Below are 15,204 nucleotides of genomic sequence, written 5' to 3'. Positions count from 1 at the left end.
ACCGGGCCTGTTACTCACTGGCTACCCGCCAGCCAGGCTCTATGCTGGACAGTGCGAAAGCGCAGGCGATAAGGTATTCGCCACGTCGGGGGCGAACATCGCCGCCCGGCGTTTTCGTCAATGCATGTCCCTCAAGGAGCCGACGGTGAGCTTGCACAGAGAACGGCTGATGGGCGTCGCCAGCGACGCTGCCCAGGACGCCCCTACGGGGGCGGTGGCGACGCTGCTGGCAACCGAGTGGGCCCAGGCCCTGCGGTTGCGGCAACCCTTGTCGTTGATCGTGGTGACCGTCGACCAGTTCCCGGCGTTCTGCCGCCAGCAGGGCCGCGAGCAGGGCGAGGTGCACCTGGGCCACTTAGGCCAATTGCTCGACGCCATCGCCCGGCGGGCCCGCGACAGCGCCGGGCGCTGCTCGGCCGATGCCTTCATGCTGGTGCTGCCGGAAACCCCGGCAGACGGCGCGCAGGTGGTGGCCGAGCGCTGCCACCAGGCCATTCGCGCAGCCCAGGCCGAACACCCACTGACCGCCAGCATTGGCGCAGGCACGCTGATACCCCGCAGCGAGGCGGGGCATTCGGCGTTCTTCAATGCGGTGGCGCAGTTGTGCGACGAAGCCGCCCGGGCGGGCGGCGATCGCGTGGCAACGCGGCATTTCGGCCAGTCCTACACCGGTGCGATGCGCGCCTGAAGATGGGGGAATCCGTTTCTACAGATCCACGTGGACGTGTGGGAGCTGGCTTGCCAGCGAGCTGTTGAGGCCCTAAAGCTCGCTGGCAAGCCAGCTCCCACAAAAAGACGCGATCAGTTAGGCGGGGCCGAAGCGCTGTCGCCGCCGCTGTCGCCACCATCATCATCGTCGTCATCGTCATCACTGGTGCCAGCGCCACCCGAGGTGTCCTGCTTGCCGCTGTAGCCACCGCCACCGTTGTCGGTGCCGCCGCTGCGGCCAGGGTCGGCGCCTTGCGTACGCGGGTCGGCGCCAGGGCTGGACGGCGAGGCATCGGTGCCGTTGTTGATGGAGATGTCGGACGCCGCCAGGGCCACCGCCGAGGTGGCGGACAGCAGGCTGGCGACCGCCAGGGTAAGCAAGGTTTTCCTGAACATGGTGGCGCTCCCTCGATAAGGACGTTTCACCAGCTTAGGCAGGGGGCGGGGCGCCGTCGATCCAATGTTGCGACCGACGGCGATATTTCATCTTACCGGCGGTCGACCCACACGGTCTGGGCGTTGCAGAACTCGCGCAGGCCGAAGTGCGACAGCTCGCGGCCGAAACCGCTTTTCTTCACGCCGCCAATGGCCACGCGTGGGTCGGAGGCGCAGTAGCCGTTGATGAACACGCCGCCGGTGTCCAGCGCTGCGGCCAGGCGCTTGGCCAGCGCGACGTCGGCGGTCCAGACGCTGCCGGCCAGGCCGAACTCGCTGTCGTTGGCCAACTCAACCGCATGGGCGGCGTCGCGGCAGGCAATGATCGAGGCCACCGGGCCGAACAGCTCCTGCTTGAACGAGGTCATCTCCGGCGTCACGTCGCCCAGGATGGTCGGCGCGTAGTAGTTGCCCACGCCTTCCACCTTGTGGCCGCCCAGCAGCAGGGTGGCGCCTTCGGCCAGAGTCTGTTGCACCTGGCCGTCCAGCTCGTCGCGCAGGTCGTAGCGGGCCATGGGGCCGATGTAGTTGCCTTCTTCCAGCGGGTCGCCGACCTGCATGGCCTTGACCGCCGCCACCAGTTTCTCGGTGAAGGCCGGCAGCACGCTGTCTTCGATGATGAAGCGCTTGGCGGCAATGCACACCTGGCCCACGTTCTGGAAGCGGCCGATGGCGGCGGCCTTCACGGCCTCGTCGAGGTCGGCGTCGGCCAGCACGATGAACGGGTCGGAGCCGCCCAGTTCCAGCACGCATTTCTTCAGTGCGGCACCGGCCTGGGAGGCGATGGCGGCGCCGGCGCGCACGCTGCCGGTGACAGTCACGGCGGCGATGCGCGGGTCATTGATGGCGCTGGAGACGCCGTCGTTGCCCACGTTCAGCACCTCGAACGCGCCTTCCGGCACGCCGCCTTCGCGCAGGGCCTGGGCCAGCAGCAGCGCGCTTCCCATCACGTTCGGCGCGTGCTTGAGCACGTAGGTGTTGCCCGCCAGCAGAATCGGCACGGCGCCACGCAGCACTTGCCAGATGGGGAAGTTCCACGGCATCACGGCCAGGATCGGGCCGATCGGGCGGTATTCGATAAAGGCCTTGTCGCCCGGCACCTGGGTCGGCTCAGGCGCCAGCAGTTCCGGGCCCTGGGCGGCATACCACTCGCACAGGCCAGCGCATTTTTCCACTTCGGCGCGGGCCTGCAGAATCGGCTTGCCCATTTCCAGGGTCATGCTGCGGGCCAGGGCCTCGCTGTTGTTGCGCAGCGCAGCGGCGACGTTGACCAGCACGGCGGCGCGGTCGGCCACCGATACCTGGCGCCACTGGCGGTAGGCGTCGGCGCTGCGGGCCAGGGCCTGGTCCAGCTGGGCGGCGGTCTGGAACGGGTAGCGCGCCAGTTCTTCACCGGTGGCCGGGTTCAGGGAAACGGCGTAGTCGATAACGGCGGGGGCATTCATGGCAAACCTCCAAGGCAGTAGATGAGCGTTACCTTATGCCCTTGATCGCTTCATGAATAATGAATAATAATCAGTGAAATGCTCACAAAACGAGAAAGTATCATGGACCTGACCCAGCTCGAACTGTTCAAGGCCGTCGCCGAGGAAGGCAGCATCACTGCTGCTGCCGCCAAGGTGCACCGGGTGCCGTCGAACCTGACCACGCGCATCAAGCAGCTGGAAAGCGAGTTGGGCGTGGACCTGTTCATCCGCGAGAAACTGCGCCTGCGGCTGTCGGCCAACGGCCACAGCTTCCTTGACTACACCCGGCGCATTCTCGACCTGGTGGACGAGGCCAGGCTGGCGGTGTCCAGCGGCGAGCCCCAGGGCGTGTTTACCCTGGGCTCGCTGGAAAGCACGGCGGCGGTGCGCATCCCGCCCTTGCTGGCGGCCTACCACCAGCGCTACCCCAAGGTGGAGCTGGACCTGTCCACCGGGCCCTCAGGCGACATGATCGACGGCGTGCTGGCCGGGCGTTTCGCTGCCGCGTTCGTCGACGGCCCGCTGCACCCGCTGCTCGACGGCATTTCGGTGTTCGAGGAAGAAATGCTGCTGGTCACCGCCAAGGGCCATGCGCCGGTGACCCGCGCCCTGGATGTCAGTGGCGAGACGGTGTACGCCTTCCGCGCCAACTGTTCGTACCGGCGGCACCTGGAGAGCTGGTTCATCGCCGACGGCGCCACGCCGGGGCGCATTTTCGAGATGGAGAGTTACCACGGCATGCTCGCCTGCGTCAGCGCCGGCGCCGGGCTGGCCATGGTGCCGCGCAGCATGCTCGAAAGCATGCCGGGCAGCAGCAACGTCAGCGCCTGGCCCCTGGGCGGTGAATACAGCTGGCGCCAGACCTGGCTGACCTGGCGCCGCGGCACGCGTTCGCCCAATTTGCTGGGCATGCAGGAGATGCTGGAGAGTCAGGCCTCGGCGGCCACGCGCCCGGCGTAGTCGCGAGCAAACTGCGCGGCGATGCGCCCTGAGCGCGAGCCGCGCTGGGTGGCCCAGCGCAGGGCTTCGACGTGGGCCTGGGCAAAGGCGTCCGCGGGCACCCCGCAGGCCGCCAGCCATTCGTTCACCGCGCCAAGGAACTCGTCCTGGGAGAAGGGGTAGAACGAGATCCACAGGCCGAAGCGCTCCGACAGCGAGATCTTTTCTTCCGACTCCTCGCCAGGGTGCAGGTCACCGTTTTCGCCGCGTTTCCAGTTGAGGTTGTCGCTGGCGCGCTCGGCCATCAGGTGGCGGCGGTTGGAGGTGGCGTAGATCAGCGTGTTGGCCGCCTGGCCAGCCACCGAGCCGTCGAGCACGGTCTTCAGGCTCTTGTAGCCGATGTCGCCTTCCTCGAAGGACAGGTCGTCGCAGAACAGGATGAAGCGCTCGGGGCGCCCGGTGGTGAAGTCGAGGATCTGCGGCAGGTCGCCGATGTGCGCCTTGTCCACCTCGATCAGGCGCAGCCCCTGGCCGTGGAAGCGCTCCAGGCAGGCCTTGACCAGCGATGACTTGCCGGTGCCACGGGCGCCGGTCAGCAGCACGTTGTTGGCCGGGCGGCCTTCAACGAACTGGCGGGTGTTCTGTTCGATCAGGCGCTTTTGTCGGTCGATGTTCTGCAGCGCGTCGAAACTGATCAGGCTGGGCTGCTTGACCGCCGCCAGCACCGGCTGTTCCACGCCGCGCACGCGCCGGTAGTGCCATTGGAAGGCGATGGCGTTGCTGTCGAACACCAGCGCCTGGTCGGGCGGAAAGGCGCGCTCCAGGCTGTTGGCGATGCGTTCGAGTTGGGCGAGCAGGGCAGAGCTGTCAACGGTCATGGACATGGTGGTATCACAGTGCAGGGATGGCTGGGCACAAGCTTAGGGATAGGGCAAAGTGTGCGTCTAACGATAAAAGGGCGCCTGCATGCGTAAAACGGACATTGTCGACCACGGCGAACCGACGGACGCGCGCGGCGTGGCTGCCGTGGCCCTGGACTTCGACGACGGCCACTGGGTGGCCACCCATCGCCACCACAACGCGCAGCTGCTCTACGCCACCCAGGGCGTGCTGGTGGTGGGCACCGCCGAGGGCCATTGGCTGGTGCCCAGCGACCGCGGGTTGTGGATACCGCCGGGGGTGGCGCACTGGACGCGCATGGTTGGCGCGGTGCGGGTGCGCACCCTCTATATCGAGCCGGCGCAGGTGCCCGCGCACCTGCCGGGCAGTTGCTGCGTGCTGGGGGTGCCGGCGCTGCTGCGCGAGCTGATCCTGGCGGCCGTAGCCATCCGCACCCCGCCGGCCGCCGATAGCCGCGATGGCCGGGTCATGGCGCTGATGCTCGATGAGTTGAACCAGCAGCAGCCGTTGCCGCTGCACCTGCCGCACCTGCGGCACCCGGCGTTGCAGCCGGTGAGCGAGCAGATTCTGCAGGGCCAGGGCCTGGATTTGGAACTCAACGACTGGGCCGGGCAGCTCGGCGTGAACCCCAAGACCTTGCAGCGCTGGTTCGTGCGCGACACCGGCATGACCTTCGGCAAATGGCGCCAGCAGGCGCGGCTGCTGACCGCCCTGCAGCGCCTGGCCCTGGGCCACAGCGTGCTGGAAGTGGCGCTGGAGGTCGGCTACAACACCCCCAGCGCTTTCAGCGCCATGTTCCGCCGGCAGTTCGGCGTGTCGCCCAGTGAGTGGTGACGCGGCCTGTGGCCTTACCCCTGCAACCGCGCCAGGCGCTCGACGATCGACGGCCGTTGTGCGCGCCACTCCTGGGCAGTGATCCCCAGCAGCATCACGTCCAGCCGCTCGCCGTCCTTGCATACGTGCTGGCGGCGCACGCCCTCCAGCACGAACCCGAACTTCTGGTGCAGGCGCACCACCGCCGGGTTGCTGGCCAGCACCTCGCAATTGAGCTTGGCCAGGTCCACCTCGTCGAACGCATGGTCCAGCAGCCAGCACTCGACCTGGCTGCCCAGCCCTTTGCCCTGCAGTTCGCTGTCCAGGTAAAACGCCCAGTCCGCACTGCGGTGCAGGGGGTTGATGGCGTTCAGCGACACCAGGCCACGGGGCACGTCGTCGACCATCACCACGAACACCGCCTGGCGGGCGTTGCCGGCCAGGCTGGCGAGCCAGGCCTGGTGTTCGTCCAGGCTGATCTCGTGGTCGGTGTACATGTACTTGCGCACCTGCGGTTGGTTGCGCAGTTGGCGCACGCGCTCCTGCACCTCGGCGCTGGTGGCGAGGATGGGCACGAAGGCAATCATGCCAGGTACTCCCGCGCCGCCTGCAGGATTTCGTCCGACAACGGATGCCCCTCGGTCGCCCGCGCCAGGGTGATGGCGCCGACCATCAGGGTGAACTCCATCAACGCCGCGTGGCGACGTTGCTCGGGCTGTTCCTGGCCCATCACCGCTTCATAGTCGTCCAGCAGCGCGCCGACGCCGTCGGTGTAGGCCTGGCGCAGCGGGCTGCCCTCGGGCTCGCGGCACACATCGCCGGCAAAGCCCACGGTGGGGCAGCCGTCGCCGGGGGCGTCGCGGTTGCTGTCGGCCAGGTAATGGTCGATCAGCACCCGGCGCGCGCCCTTGCGGTCGCGGGTCGGTTCGGTGCGCTCGGCCCAGCGTTGCACCGACTGTTCGAAGGCCTGGCGGCAGGCTTGGGCGGCGAGGGCTTCCTTGGACTCGAAATGGCCATAGAAGCCACCGTGGGTGAGGCCGGCGGCGCTCATCACGTCGGCCACGCTCAGGCCCTTGAGGCCGCGCTCGCGGAACAGGCGGGTGGCCACCTGCAGGATGATTTCACGGTTGCGTTCGGTTTGTTGGCGGGATACGCGGGGCATGATGATCTCGGCGTTGCTTGAACAGATAAGGGGCAGGTCATTGTTCGCGGGCGCGGCGCGCCGCGTAGGCCAGCAGGTGCGTGTAGGCCAGACGCAGCACGGAGCGGTCCGGGGTCTCGACGTCTTCGACCGGGCGCCGGCGCAGCAGGTCGCCCAGCACATGATCGGCCTCGGTGCCGTCGCCGCGCTCGACGTCGCGCAGCATCGAGGCGGTCAGCGCCGAGCCGGGCTCGGTCAGCACCTGCAGGAACGCCTCGCGCACCGGCTCGCGCGGCGGGTAGCCGGCGCGTCGGGCAATGGCCGAGCATTCCTCGAACAGGTCGCAGATCAGGTCTTCGCCGCCTGCGGCCACCACGTCGCCGACGCTGGCGCGCATCAGGCAGGTGATGCCGCCGCCGGTGGCGATGAACAGCCATTTCTCCCACATTTCCTGGGTGATGTCCGGGCTCAACTGGGCGGCAAAGCCGGCATTGTCCAGCGCCTCGAACGCCGCCTGCACACGAGCGCCGTCCTGGCCCACGCGCGCACCGAACGCCAGGTCGTCGCGCTGGTTGAAGTGCACGATGGTGCCGTCGGCACGCTTGTCCAGCGACACGAAGCACTTGCCGCCCAGCACCTTGTCGGCACCGAAACGGGCGTCCAGCAGCTCCAGGTGGCGCATGCCGTTGAGCAGCGGCAGTATCAGGGTATCGGGGGCCACCGCCGGTGCGATGTCGGCCATCACGGCGTCCAGTTGCCCGGCCTTGCAGCTGAGCAGGATCAACGCGAACGGGCGGTCGATGTCCCGTGCCTGCACCCACGGCACCCGGGGCAGGTCAATGTCGCCCAGCGGGCTGCGCACGCGCAGGCCGTGCTCGTCCAGTTGCTGGCCGCGCGCCGCGCGCACCAGGAAGGTGACGTCGCGCCCGGCCGCCAGCAGGCGCCCGCCAAAATAGCCGCCGACGGCACCGGCCCCCACGATCAAAATCCGCATGATCTAGTTACTCCTTTTCATTGAGGTCCAGGTGTAGGCATTAAAGCCCCCATAAAATATAGGCCGATCACCCTCGTTCGAATAGAGTGTGATCGACCTTTATTTTTTTGCCAGCGACGGGAACTTATGCCGGTCGCCAATTCACCCCTTCGATGCCAAATTTTTCTGCCAGCGGCTTGCTGGTCTTTTTCACTCGTTCGCGGCCGAAGCGGCCAATGCGGCCCACCCCGGCGTCACAACTTGCCCAATGCCACGCCTCACCGTTGTCCATGGTGTGTGCGCGGATGATGAACGATTTCGGTACGCCATGAAGCGTGTAGTCAATGACGTAGAGTTTTGCGCTGTTCATAAAACTGAAGTTCCTCCCTGTGACAGTTTTAGTGAGTCCAGGGTGGGGAAAAAATTCAGTCGGATTGTTGGACAGCCGGTCTATTCGCCACTGACCGTCCAGTGCACCGCATCCTTGGGAAACACCACCTGCTCCAGGCGGTGGGCGATGCCGCAGGTCAGCGAGTCATCGGCGGCGATGACTTTCTCTTCAGCTGACAGGCACTTGAAGATGTCCAGTTTCTGCTCGGCGTCCGCGGTCTCGTCCTTGAAGATGGTCACGTAGCGCTCCAGGTCGTTGTTGAGGCTGGAGAGGTATTCGCGCAGGCGCGAATGGTCCACCGAATTCTGGCTGAAGTACCAGTTCATGGGGTGGATGAGGAAACGTGATTGTGGCGCGGCAATGCGCTCGGTGCCGGCCAGGTAGACGATGATGCCCATGGACTCGATGTTGCCGGAGTTGATGGTGCGCACCGGGATGCCCAGGGACTTGATGAAGGTGTAGATGGTAAAACCGAAGTTGGTGCTGCCGCCCGAGGACGACATGTTCAGCCACAGCGACTCGGCGCCGGCCTTCAGCGCTTCAAGGCAGCGGTCACGCAGGCGTTCGTGGGTGCTCTGGTCGATCTGGCAATGGAAATGAACAATGTGCTGGCTCACCGTCATGTCCTTGTCGTTGCGGGGTATGCAGGCCGGGGACGCTGCCCCGGCCCTGACTCAGCGATTAGCTGCGGCCGCCACCGTGGCTGCCTTGACCGCCTTTTTTGCTGCTATCGGGAGTTGCTTTGCTCCGGTCGTTTGGCATTTTGCCTGCAGTCGAGCCGGAAGATGCCTGTCCGCCTTTTTTGCCGGCTTCGGAGGCTTTTTCACGATCATTGGAGAAGTTTCCTGGGTTCGACTTGCCTGTGTTAGCCATGATTCTCTTCCTCTGTTTTATCGGATGTGCAAGGCCAGTGGCCCTGCATTAACTGTGAAAGGCAAAGCCGATAAAAGTTTATTGATTATAGAAAGGCGAGACGGGCGGTCTTAGTGTTTTTGGCTTGAATATTTAGTGCCAAAACGACTGTTGCGCCGCCCGTCTCCTGCATGGGCTGTCAGCACAGGCAGAACAACGCCACCTGCGGCTCATCGCTGATCCACTGGTGGCACACGCGCCAGCCGCCCAGTGCTGCCATCTCGGTGAAAGACTCGACGGTGAACTTGTGCGAGTTCTCGGTGTGCAGGCGCTCGCCCTCGGCAAAGTGAAAGGCCTGGCCGGCCACCTGCACCACTTGTTCGCGCTGGCTCACCAGGTGCATTTCCATGCGCTGCAACTCGGCGTTCCACAGCGCCAGGTGGCGGAAGTCGTCGATCACGAAGTTGCCGTTCAGCTCACGGTTCATGCGCTTGAGCAGGTTGAGGTTGAACGCCGCGGTGACGCCGGCGGCATCGTCATAGGCGGCTTCCAGGATGGCCGGCTCCTTGACCATGTCCACGCCGACGATGAACCAGGCGTTGCGCCCCAGCAGCGTGTGCGCCGAACGCAGGAACTGCACCGCCTGCGGGCGGGTGAAGTTGCCGATGGTGGAGCCCGGGAAGAAGCCCACCCGTGGCTTGCCCTTCACCGCCTCCGGCAGGTGCAGGGCGCGGGTGAAGTCGTCCACCTGGGGCGCTATTTGCAGCTGCGGGTAGCGATCGCGCAAGTGGCTGGCGGCGTTGTCCAGGGCGTCCTGGCAGATGTCAATGGGCACGTAGACGCTGACCTGGGGCGCGGCGTCCAGCACCAGGCGGATCTTGTCGCAGGCACCGCTGCCGAACTCCACCAGCGCCGCGCCCTCGGGAATCACCGCACCGATCTGCGCCGCCACGTCGGTGAGCAGCCGGGTTTCGGCGCGCGTGGGGTAATACTCGGGGGTGGTGCAGATGGCCTCGAACAGCTGCGAGCCGGCGGCGTCGTAGAAGTACTTGGGCGACAGGCTCTTGTGTGGCGCCGACAGGCCGGCGATCACGTCGCGGGCGAACTCGCTGTTGTGCAGGCCGTCCTGGCACACGTCGCGGGCCAGGCGCAGGCCGCAGAACATCCAGCGCAGGCCGGGGGTGAAGAAGTTGCGGTAGCTGGGGCGGCAGTGCTCGGGGCTGGTGATGCTGGCGCCCCCGCGCAGCACCATCTGGTTGACCATGAACTTGCCGTTGTACTCACCCACCGCCGAGGGCGCCGGGTGGAAGCCGGGGTAGGGGCAGTAGGCGCTCTGGGTCCATTGCCAGGCCACGTCATCCACCTGCTCGAGCAGGCCGGTGGTGGCCGCCAGCTCCCATTCGGCCTCGGTGGGCAGGCGCGCCTCGGCCCAGGTGGCGAAGGCGCAGGCCTCGTAGTAGCTGATGTGGGTGACGGGGGCATCGGGGTCCACGGGCACCAGACCGGCCAGGGTCATCACTTGCCAGTGCTCGCCGTCCCGTTGCCAATACAACGGTGCCTGCCAGTCCTGCTCGCGGGCCACGGCCCAGCCGTCGGACAGCCACAGGCCCACCGTGGCATAGCCGCCGGCGGCCATGAAGCGCAGCCATTGGCCGTTGGTCACCAGCCGGTCGCTGATCTCGAACGGCGCCAGGTACGCCTTGTGGCGCGGGCCTTCGTTGTCGAAGGCAAAGCCGTCGCCGTCGTGGCCGATGTCCACCAGGCCACCGTCCAGCGCCTTGAACTGGCCCTCGCGGCCGCCGGCATCGGCCGGCCAGGCCGGGTCGTAGGCAGGCTTGAGCGCCGACAGGCTGAACAGGTGGAGGATGTCCATCAACAGCAGCTCCTGGTGCTGCTGCTCATGGGCCAGGCCCAGGTCCACCAGGGCCAGGGTGGCGGCGTCCAGGTCCATGGCCAGCAGGCTGCCCATGTGCAGGTCGACGTATTGCCGGTACGCCATCACCTGGTCCAGCGCCGGGCGCGTCATCAGCCCGCGCTGGGGCCGCGGCTGGCGCGGCCCCACGGCCTCGTAGTAGGAGTTGAACAGGTAGACGAAGCTGGGATCGAACGGCCGGTATTCGGGCAGGTTGGGCACCAGCAGGAAGGTCTCGAAGAACCAGGTGATGTGCGCCAGGTGCCACTTGGTGGGGCTGGCGTCGGACATCGACTGGGCCACCATGTCCTCCGGGGTCAGCGGGCTGGCCAGGCGCTCGCTATGGCGGCGCACCTGGCGGTAGCGCTGCAGCCGCTCATCGGCCAGGGTGGGCAGGGTTTCCAGTGCGTGGCGTGGCATCAGGTTCATCAGTCAAGGCTCCGCGGCTGCGTCGATGGCGACGTGAGTTGGCGAGGTGACTGCCCGGCAAGCGGCCTACAGGCCCAGGGCATCGAGGGTCTTGGGGTCGGGCTGGCCGTCGAAAAAGGCCTCCAGCACTCGGTTGAACGGGCTGGGGTCGTCGGCAGCGTTGGCAAACAGGGTCATGCACGAGCGTAGCTTGAGGTCATCGGGCGGGGCGAAGATCTGCCCGACCGCTCGTCCTTTCAGCGCTGCCACGGCGGCGCTGGCCTGCAGCAGGCGCGGGCCCAGTAGCGGATGCTGCAGGTAGGCCAGCGCCTCGCCGGCGCCGCTGATGGCGAACTGGCGGGCCATGTCGGTGCGGCCCAGGCCCTGGATCTGCGGGAATATGAACCACATCCAGTGGGTGCGCTTCTGGCCGCCCTGCAGTTCGTGCAGGGCCTGCTCGAACACCGGGCGCTGGGCTTCGACGAAACGCTGGAGGTTGTAGGTGTCCATGGGGTTCACCGCGCAAGGGGCAGGTCTTCAGATGACCGTGGCGGTGGCGGTGAGTTCTAAATAGTTCGACGTGGGGCCCAGGACGCCGCCTGCGGCAGCTGCTACGTAGCAGCTGCCGCAGGCTGCGTCAGGCGACGCCGCGATTAAAGCGAAGGGCGCTGCGGCCGCTCATGCACCAACGCCAAGGTTGCGTCCAGCAGCTTCACCATCTCGTCGATGTCCTGGCGCATGTCCATGTGCTGGCGCGCCTCATCGTGCAATTCCAGGCGCAGCTTGAGCCGCGACAACGGCGTACGCAGGTCGTGGGACACCGCGCCCAGCAGGTAGCCGCGCTGGCGCAGTTGCTCGCGGATGCGCCATTGCATGCGGTTAAAGGTCTGGGTGGCCTGCCGGGCTTCCAGCAGGCCGTACTCCAGCACCGGCAGCGGCGGGCTGTCGAGGTCGTCGCTCAGGCGCTCGGCCGCCGCGCTGAAGTGGCGGATGGGCCGCGACAGCAGCTTGGAGCAGTACCAGGCCGCCACCACCAGGGTGCTGATCTGAATCACCAGCGGCACGATCGGGCCGTCGAACGGCGTGGGTGGAGGGGGCGGCGGCAGCGGCTTGTCCAGGTCCAGCTCGCGCAGTTCCATGGCGTGGAAGCGCGCGTCCTCTTGCTGCTTGCCATAGGCCTGGAACCACACGAACGCCAGGCAATGGGCGAGCACGATAGCGATCACCGAAATACCAAACAGGCGGGCAAACAGGGAGTTGGCGAAGCGCGGCAGACGAAAGCTGGACATGCGGGGGCTCTTGGGCCGGATAGATCCGAGCAGCCAGCATCGCGCCCGGTTGTGTCGCGTTGATTTCACGAATGTATCGGTGAGTGCGGCAGAAAACGGCCACTTGCCGCCGGCGTCCCTGTGCAGTGGGCATCTGGGCCATCAAGGTTGCGAATGAAGCGGCCAGTGCAGCGTGCGGCAACGGCGACGGGGCTTGCAGCCTGGCAGGTGTGGCAAACTGCCACGCCGAAAACCCCTCGCATTTGCGACCGTTGCTCAGCTAAGTCTTTGCTTCTCAAGCACAATCCCGGACAATCGCCCCCCCTTTTATGGCCGGGGCGCTGCCTGCTTCATGTTTCATCCCGTCTCGGCCACGTATGAATAACCGGCAAGCGGAGATTCGACCGGATGAATGAACAGGCCAACAGCCTCGACCAACACTATGCGGCGCCACAAGCGACGCTGAGCCGTTGGAACCGTCACGACACAACCTGGATGCTGGGCCTGTTCGGCACGGCTATCGGCGCCGGAACCCTGTTCCTGCCGATCAATGCAGGCCTTGGCGGTTTCTGGCCCCTGCTGATCCTGGCCTTGCTGGCCTTCCCGATGACGTTCTACGCCCACCGCGGCCTCACTCGTTTCGTGCTGTCGGGGCGTGAAGGCGCCGACATCACCGACGTGGTGGAGGAGCATTTCGGCGCCAAGGCCGGGGCGCTGATCACCCTGCTGTATTTCTTCGCCATCTTCCCCATCCTGCTGATCTACAGCGTGGCGCTGACCAACACCGTGGGCAGCTTCATCGAGAACCAGTTGCACCAGCAACCGCCACCACGTGCGCTGCTGGCGCTGGTGCTGATCGTCGGCCTGCTGGCCGTGGTGCGCTGCGGCGAGCGCTTCATCGTCAAGGCCATGAGCCTGATGGTGTACCCGTTCATCGTCGCGTTGTTGCTGCTGGCGCTGTTCCTGGTGCCGCACTGGACCGGTGGCATCCTCACCACCGCCAGCAACGTGCCGGAGCCTTCGGCCTTCCTGCACACCCTGTGGCTGGCGATTCCGGTGATGGTGTTCTCGTTCAACCATTCGCCGATCATCTCGGCCTTTGCCGTTGACCAGAAGCGCCGCTATGGCGCCAACGCCGAACAGCGCAGCTCGCAGATCCTGGCGCGCGCCCACGGCCTGATGGTGGTGATGGTGCTGTTCTTCGTGTTCAGCTGCGTGCTGACCCTGTCGCCCGAGCAACTGGCGGAAGCCAAGGCGCAGAACCTGTCGATCCTGTCTTACCTGGCCAACCACTTCAGCAACCCGACCATCGCCTTCGCCGCGCCGTTGATTGCCTTCGTGGCCATTGCCAAGTCGTTCCTGGGCCACTACATCGGCGCCAGCGAAGGCCTCAAGGGCCTGATCGTCAAGAGTGGCCGCCGCCCGGCCGCGAAGACCATGGACCGCCTGGTCGCCGCCTTCATGCTGGTGGTGTGCTGGCTGGTGGCAACCCTGAACCCGAGCATTCTGGGCATGATCGAGACCCTGGGTGGCCCGGTGATCGCCGCCATCCTGTTCCTGATGCCGATGTACGCCATCCGCCGCGTGCCGGCCATGCGCCAATACGCCGGCAAGCTGTCGAACCTGTTCGTGGTGATTGTCGGCCTGGTGGCCATCTCGGCGCTGGTCTACACCCTCTAAACGCACACTTCGCCCCATGGCGGCCTGGCGGCCGCTTGTGGGAGCTGGCTTGCCAGCGAGCTGTTGAGGCTTCACAAGCTCGCTGGCAAGCCAGCTCCCACAAAATACGGGTTAGCGCAGCTGCAGCAGCCACCCTGGCTGCCGCAGCCCATCAAACAACCTTCCGTAGTCCGGGTGCAACCGCGCCGGGGTGCGCGTGCGCCGGTATTCACCGGGCGCCACGCCCAGGTATTTGCGGAACGCCCGCGCCAGCTGCTGGCCGTCGCCCAGGCCGCCACGGCGGGCGATCTTGTCCACTGGCAGGTCGCTGTCCAGCAGCGCCTGGCGCGCCATGTCCAGCCGCAACAGCACCAGCAACCCGTAGGGGGAACAGCCGCAGTCCTGGCGCAGCAGCCGGCGCAGGGTGCGCTCGCTGGTGTGCAGGTGGGCGGCTGCCTGGGCGATGTTCAGCGGTTGGTCCAGCCGCGGCAGCCACCAGCGGCACAGGCGCAGGGCAGGGCCGTCGCGGGCGGGGCCCTGGCTGTCATCGGCGCTGGGCGGGCAGGGCTGGCCGCGCACGGCGGCGCAGTGGTCGCGCAACAACAGCAGGGCCATGTCACTGGCGCTCATGCGTTCGCTGGTGGTGTAGAACGGGCCGTCGATCTGCAGGCTGCCGCGGTGCTGCACCTGCAGCGCCGGGTAGCGCTGCCCCAGCAGGGCAACCAGGGCGCTGTGGGTGGTGACCTGGCGCCCCTCCAGCAGCCGCGCCGCCGCCAGCCAGAACACCCCCGCGCCCAGCGCCACCACCCGCCGCGCGCGCGGCTGCACCTGGCGCAGCCACTGCAGCAGCGGCGCTGGCGGGCTGTCCAGGGCCTGGGCCGGGCCGTGGGCGATGATCAACGTGTCGGGTGCCGGCGGCAACTGTGCGTCCAGGGCCTGGGTCTGCACGCTGACCCAGGGCATGCCCGGCGAGCGCAGCGGCGCGCCATCCAGTGAGTACACCCGCGCCCGCAGACTGGCGCCGCGGCGCAGGCTGCAGCAGGGCCGCAGGTCCAGGGCGTGCAGGGTTTCCAGCAGCTTGATCACGTCCCCCACGTAGCAGCCCGGGTAGCTGAGGATGGCGATTTCGCGCACCACGGCGAGGCTGGCGCCAGGCGCGTTCGCACGCGGCGCGGGGGAAGGGGAGTGGGTGATGGTGTGCAAAAAAATCAAGCCCCGGCCAACTGTGCCGTTAATACCTTCAAGGCAGAAATATTTTCTGCGGCCGCGAAGAAATGTGGCCATTGGCTGTCATCTACGGGTCGCGCTTTTGGCGCCGACACGGGATATTGGCGCGCCG

17 protein-coding genes are annotated in these 15,204 nt (G+C 66.5%); 4 read left to right on the top strand and 13 right to left on the bottom strand.

Translation table 11 applies throughout. The features are described 5' to 3' along the window. Positions 1-145 precede the first annotated feature (145 nt). A complete protein-coding gene (locus RAM80_RS07175; protein WP_416425528.1) occupies positions 146-688 on the top strand; it encodes a GGDEF domain-containing protein in 543 nt (180 codons plus the stop codon). 113 nt (positions 689-801) lie between these two features. Here the strand turns inward: RAM80_RS07175 and RAM80_RS07170 are convergent, their stop codons facing one another. Then, positions 802-1,104, bottom strand: a complete 303-nt coding sequence (locus RAM80_RS07170; RefSeq protein WP_416425527.1) for a hypothetical protein — start codon at positions 1,102-1,104, stop codon at positions 802-804. Between the two features lie 92 nt (positions 1,105-1,196). Beyond that, positions 1,197-2,588 (bottom strand): aldehyde dehydrogenase family protein, encoded by a 1,392-nt coding sequence (locus RAM80_RS07165; RefSeq protein WP_416425526.1) that lies wholly within the window; start codon positions 2,586-2,588, stop codon positions 1,197-1,199. A 102-nt stretch (positions 2,589-2,690) separates the two neighbouring features. On the opposite strand from RAM80_RS07165, the gene ptrR reads away from it, so the two are divergent. Next, positions 2,691-3,569 carry a putrescine utilization regulator PtrR gene (gene ptrR, locus RAM80_RS07160; RefSeq protein ID WP_416425525.1) on the top strand — a complete coding sequence of 293 codons (879 nt, stop codon included), beginning with the start codon at positions 2,691-2,693 and terminating at the stop codon, positions 3,567-3,569. Here the strand turns inward: ptrR and RAM80_RS07155 are convergent. After that, positions 3,539-4,432 (bottom strand): ATP-binding protein, encoded by an 894-nt coding sequence (locus tag RAM80_RS07155; protein ID WP_416425524.1) that lies wholly within the window; start codon positions 4,430-4,432, stop codon positions 3,539-3,541. The genes ptrR and RAM80_RS07155 overlap by 31 nt on opposite strands. Positions 4,433-4,514: 82 nt before the next feature. Between RAM80_RS07155 and RAM80_RS07150 the strand changes: the two genes are divergently transcribed. Next, a complete protein-coding gene (locus tag RAM80_RS07150; protein ID WP_416425523.1) occupies positions 4,515-5,282 on the top strand; it encodes an AraC family transcriptional regulator in 768 nt (255 codons plus the stop codon). Positions 5,283-5,296: 14 nt separating this feature from the next. On the opposite strand, the gene pseH is transcribed toward RAM80_RS07150, so the two are convergent. The 9 genes from pseH to RAM80_RS07105 all read right to left on the bottom strand — a co-directional run bounded on the left by pseH (position 5,297) and on the right by RAM80_RS07105 (position 12,227). Continuing rightward, a complete protein-coding gene (gene pseH, locus RAM80_RS07145) occupies positions 5,297-5,848 on the bottom strand; it encodes a UDP-4-amino-4,6-dideoxy-N-acetyl-beta-L-altrosamine N-acetyltransferase (RefSeq protein ID WP_416425522.1) in 552 nt (183 codons plus the stop codon). Then, positions 5,845-6,423 (bottom strand): TetR/AcrR family transcriptional regulator, encoded by a 579-nt coding sequence (locus tag RAM80_RS07140; protein WP_416425521.1) that lies wholly within the window; start codon positions 6,421-6,423, stop codon positions 5,845-5,847. The genes pseH and RAM80_RS07140 overlap by 4 nt, the downstream gene beginning before the upstream one ends. A 37-nt stretch (positions 6,424-6,460) precedes the next feature. Continuing rightward, complete coding sequence (locus RAM80_RS07135) at positions 6,461-7,396, bottom strand: ketopantoate reductase family protein (RefSeq protein WP_416425520.1); 936 nt, start codon at positions 7,394-7,396, stop codon at positions 6,461-6,463. Between the two features lie 124 nt (positions 7,397-7,520). Then, on the bottom strand, positions 7,521-7,745 hold the full coding sequence (locus RAM80_RS07130) for a DUF6555 family protein (protein WP_416425519.1): 225 nt from the start codon (positions 7,743-7,745) through the stop codon (positions 7,521-7,523). Positions 7,746-7,825: 80 nt separating this feature from the next. Continuing rightward, positions 7,826-8,383 (bottom strand): ATP-dependent Clp protease proteolytic subunit, encoded by a 558-nt coding sequence (locus RAM80_RS07125; RefSeq protein WP_416425518.1) that lies wholly within the window; start codon positions 8,381-8,383, stop codon positions 7,826-7,828. A gap of 64 nt (positions 8,384-8,447) precedes the next feature. Continuing rightward, positions 8,448-8,639 (bottom strand): general stress protein, encoded by a 192-nt coding sequence (locus tag RAM80_RS07120; RefSeq protein ID WP_268140763.1) that lies wholly within the window; start codon positions 8,637-8,639, stop codon positions 8,448-8,450. Between the two features lie 178 nt (positions 8,640-8,817). After that, complete coding sequence (egtB, locus tag RAM80_RS07115; protein ID WP_416425517.1) at positions 8,818-10,959, bottom strand: ergothioneine biosynthesis protein EgtB; 2,142 nt, start codon at positions 10,957-10,959, stop codon at positions 8,818-8,820. A gap of 66 nt (positions 10,960-11,025) precedes the next feature. After that, entirely contained in the window at positions 11,026-11,448 is a 423-nt protein-coding gene (locus RAM80_RS07110; RefSeq protein WP_416425516.1) for a DUF1810 domain-containing protein, read from the bottom strand. Between the two features lie 143 nt (positions 11,449-11,591). Next, positions 11,592-12,227, bottom strand: coding sequence for a HAMP domain-containing protein (locus tag RAM80_RS07105; protein WP_416425515.1), 636 nt, complete (start codon positions 12,225-12,227; stop codon positions 11,592-11,594). Positions 12,228-12,614: 387 nt separating this feature from the next. Between RAM80_RS07105 and RAM80_RS07100 the strand changes: the two genes are divergently transcribed. Further along, entirely contained in the window at positions 12,615-13,886 is a 1,272-nt protein-coding gene (locus RAM80_RS07100; protein ID WP_416425514.1) for a serine/threonine transporter, read from the top strand. 111 nt (positions 13,887-13,997) lie between these two features. Here RAM80_RS07100 and RAM80_RS07095 read toward each other — a convergent pair whose 3' ends face one another. Next, a complete protein-coding gene (locus tag RAM80_RS07095) occupies positions 13,998-15,077 on the bottom strand; it encodes a GlxA family transcriptional regulator (RefSeq protein ID WP_416425513.1) in 1,080 nt (359 codons plus the stop codon). Between the last annotated feature and the right edge of the window lie 127 nt (positions 15,078-15,204).

Origin of the sequence: Pseudomonas sp. App30, assembly GCF_047947025.1 — a bacterium.
Classification (GTDB): domain Bacteria; phylum Pseudomonadota; class Gammaproteobacteria; order Pseudomonadales; family Pseudomonadaceae; genus Aquipseudomonas.
The sequence above is the reverse complement of the archived record's forward strand: the minus strand, read 5'-3'. Positions and strand labels throughout refer to the sequence as shown.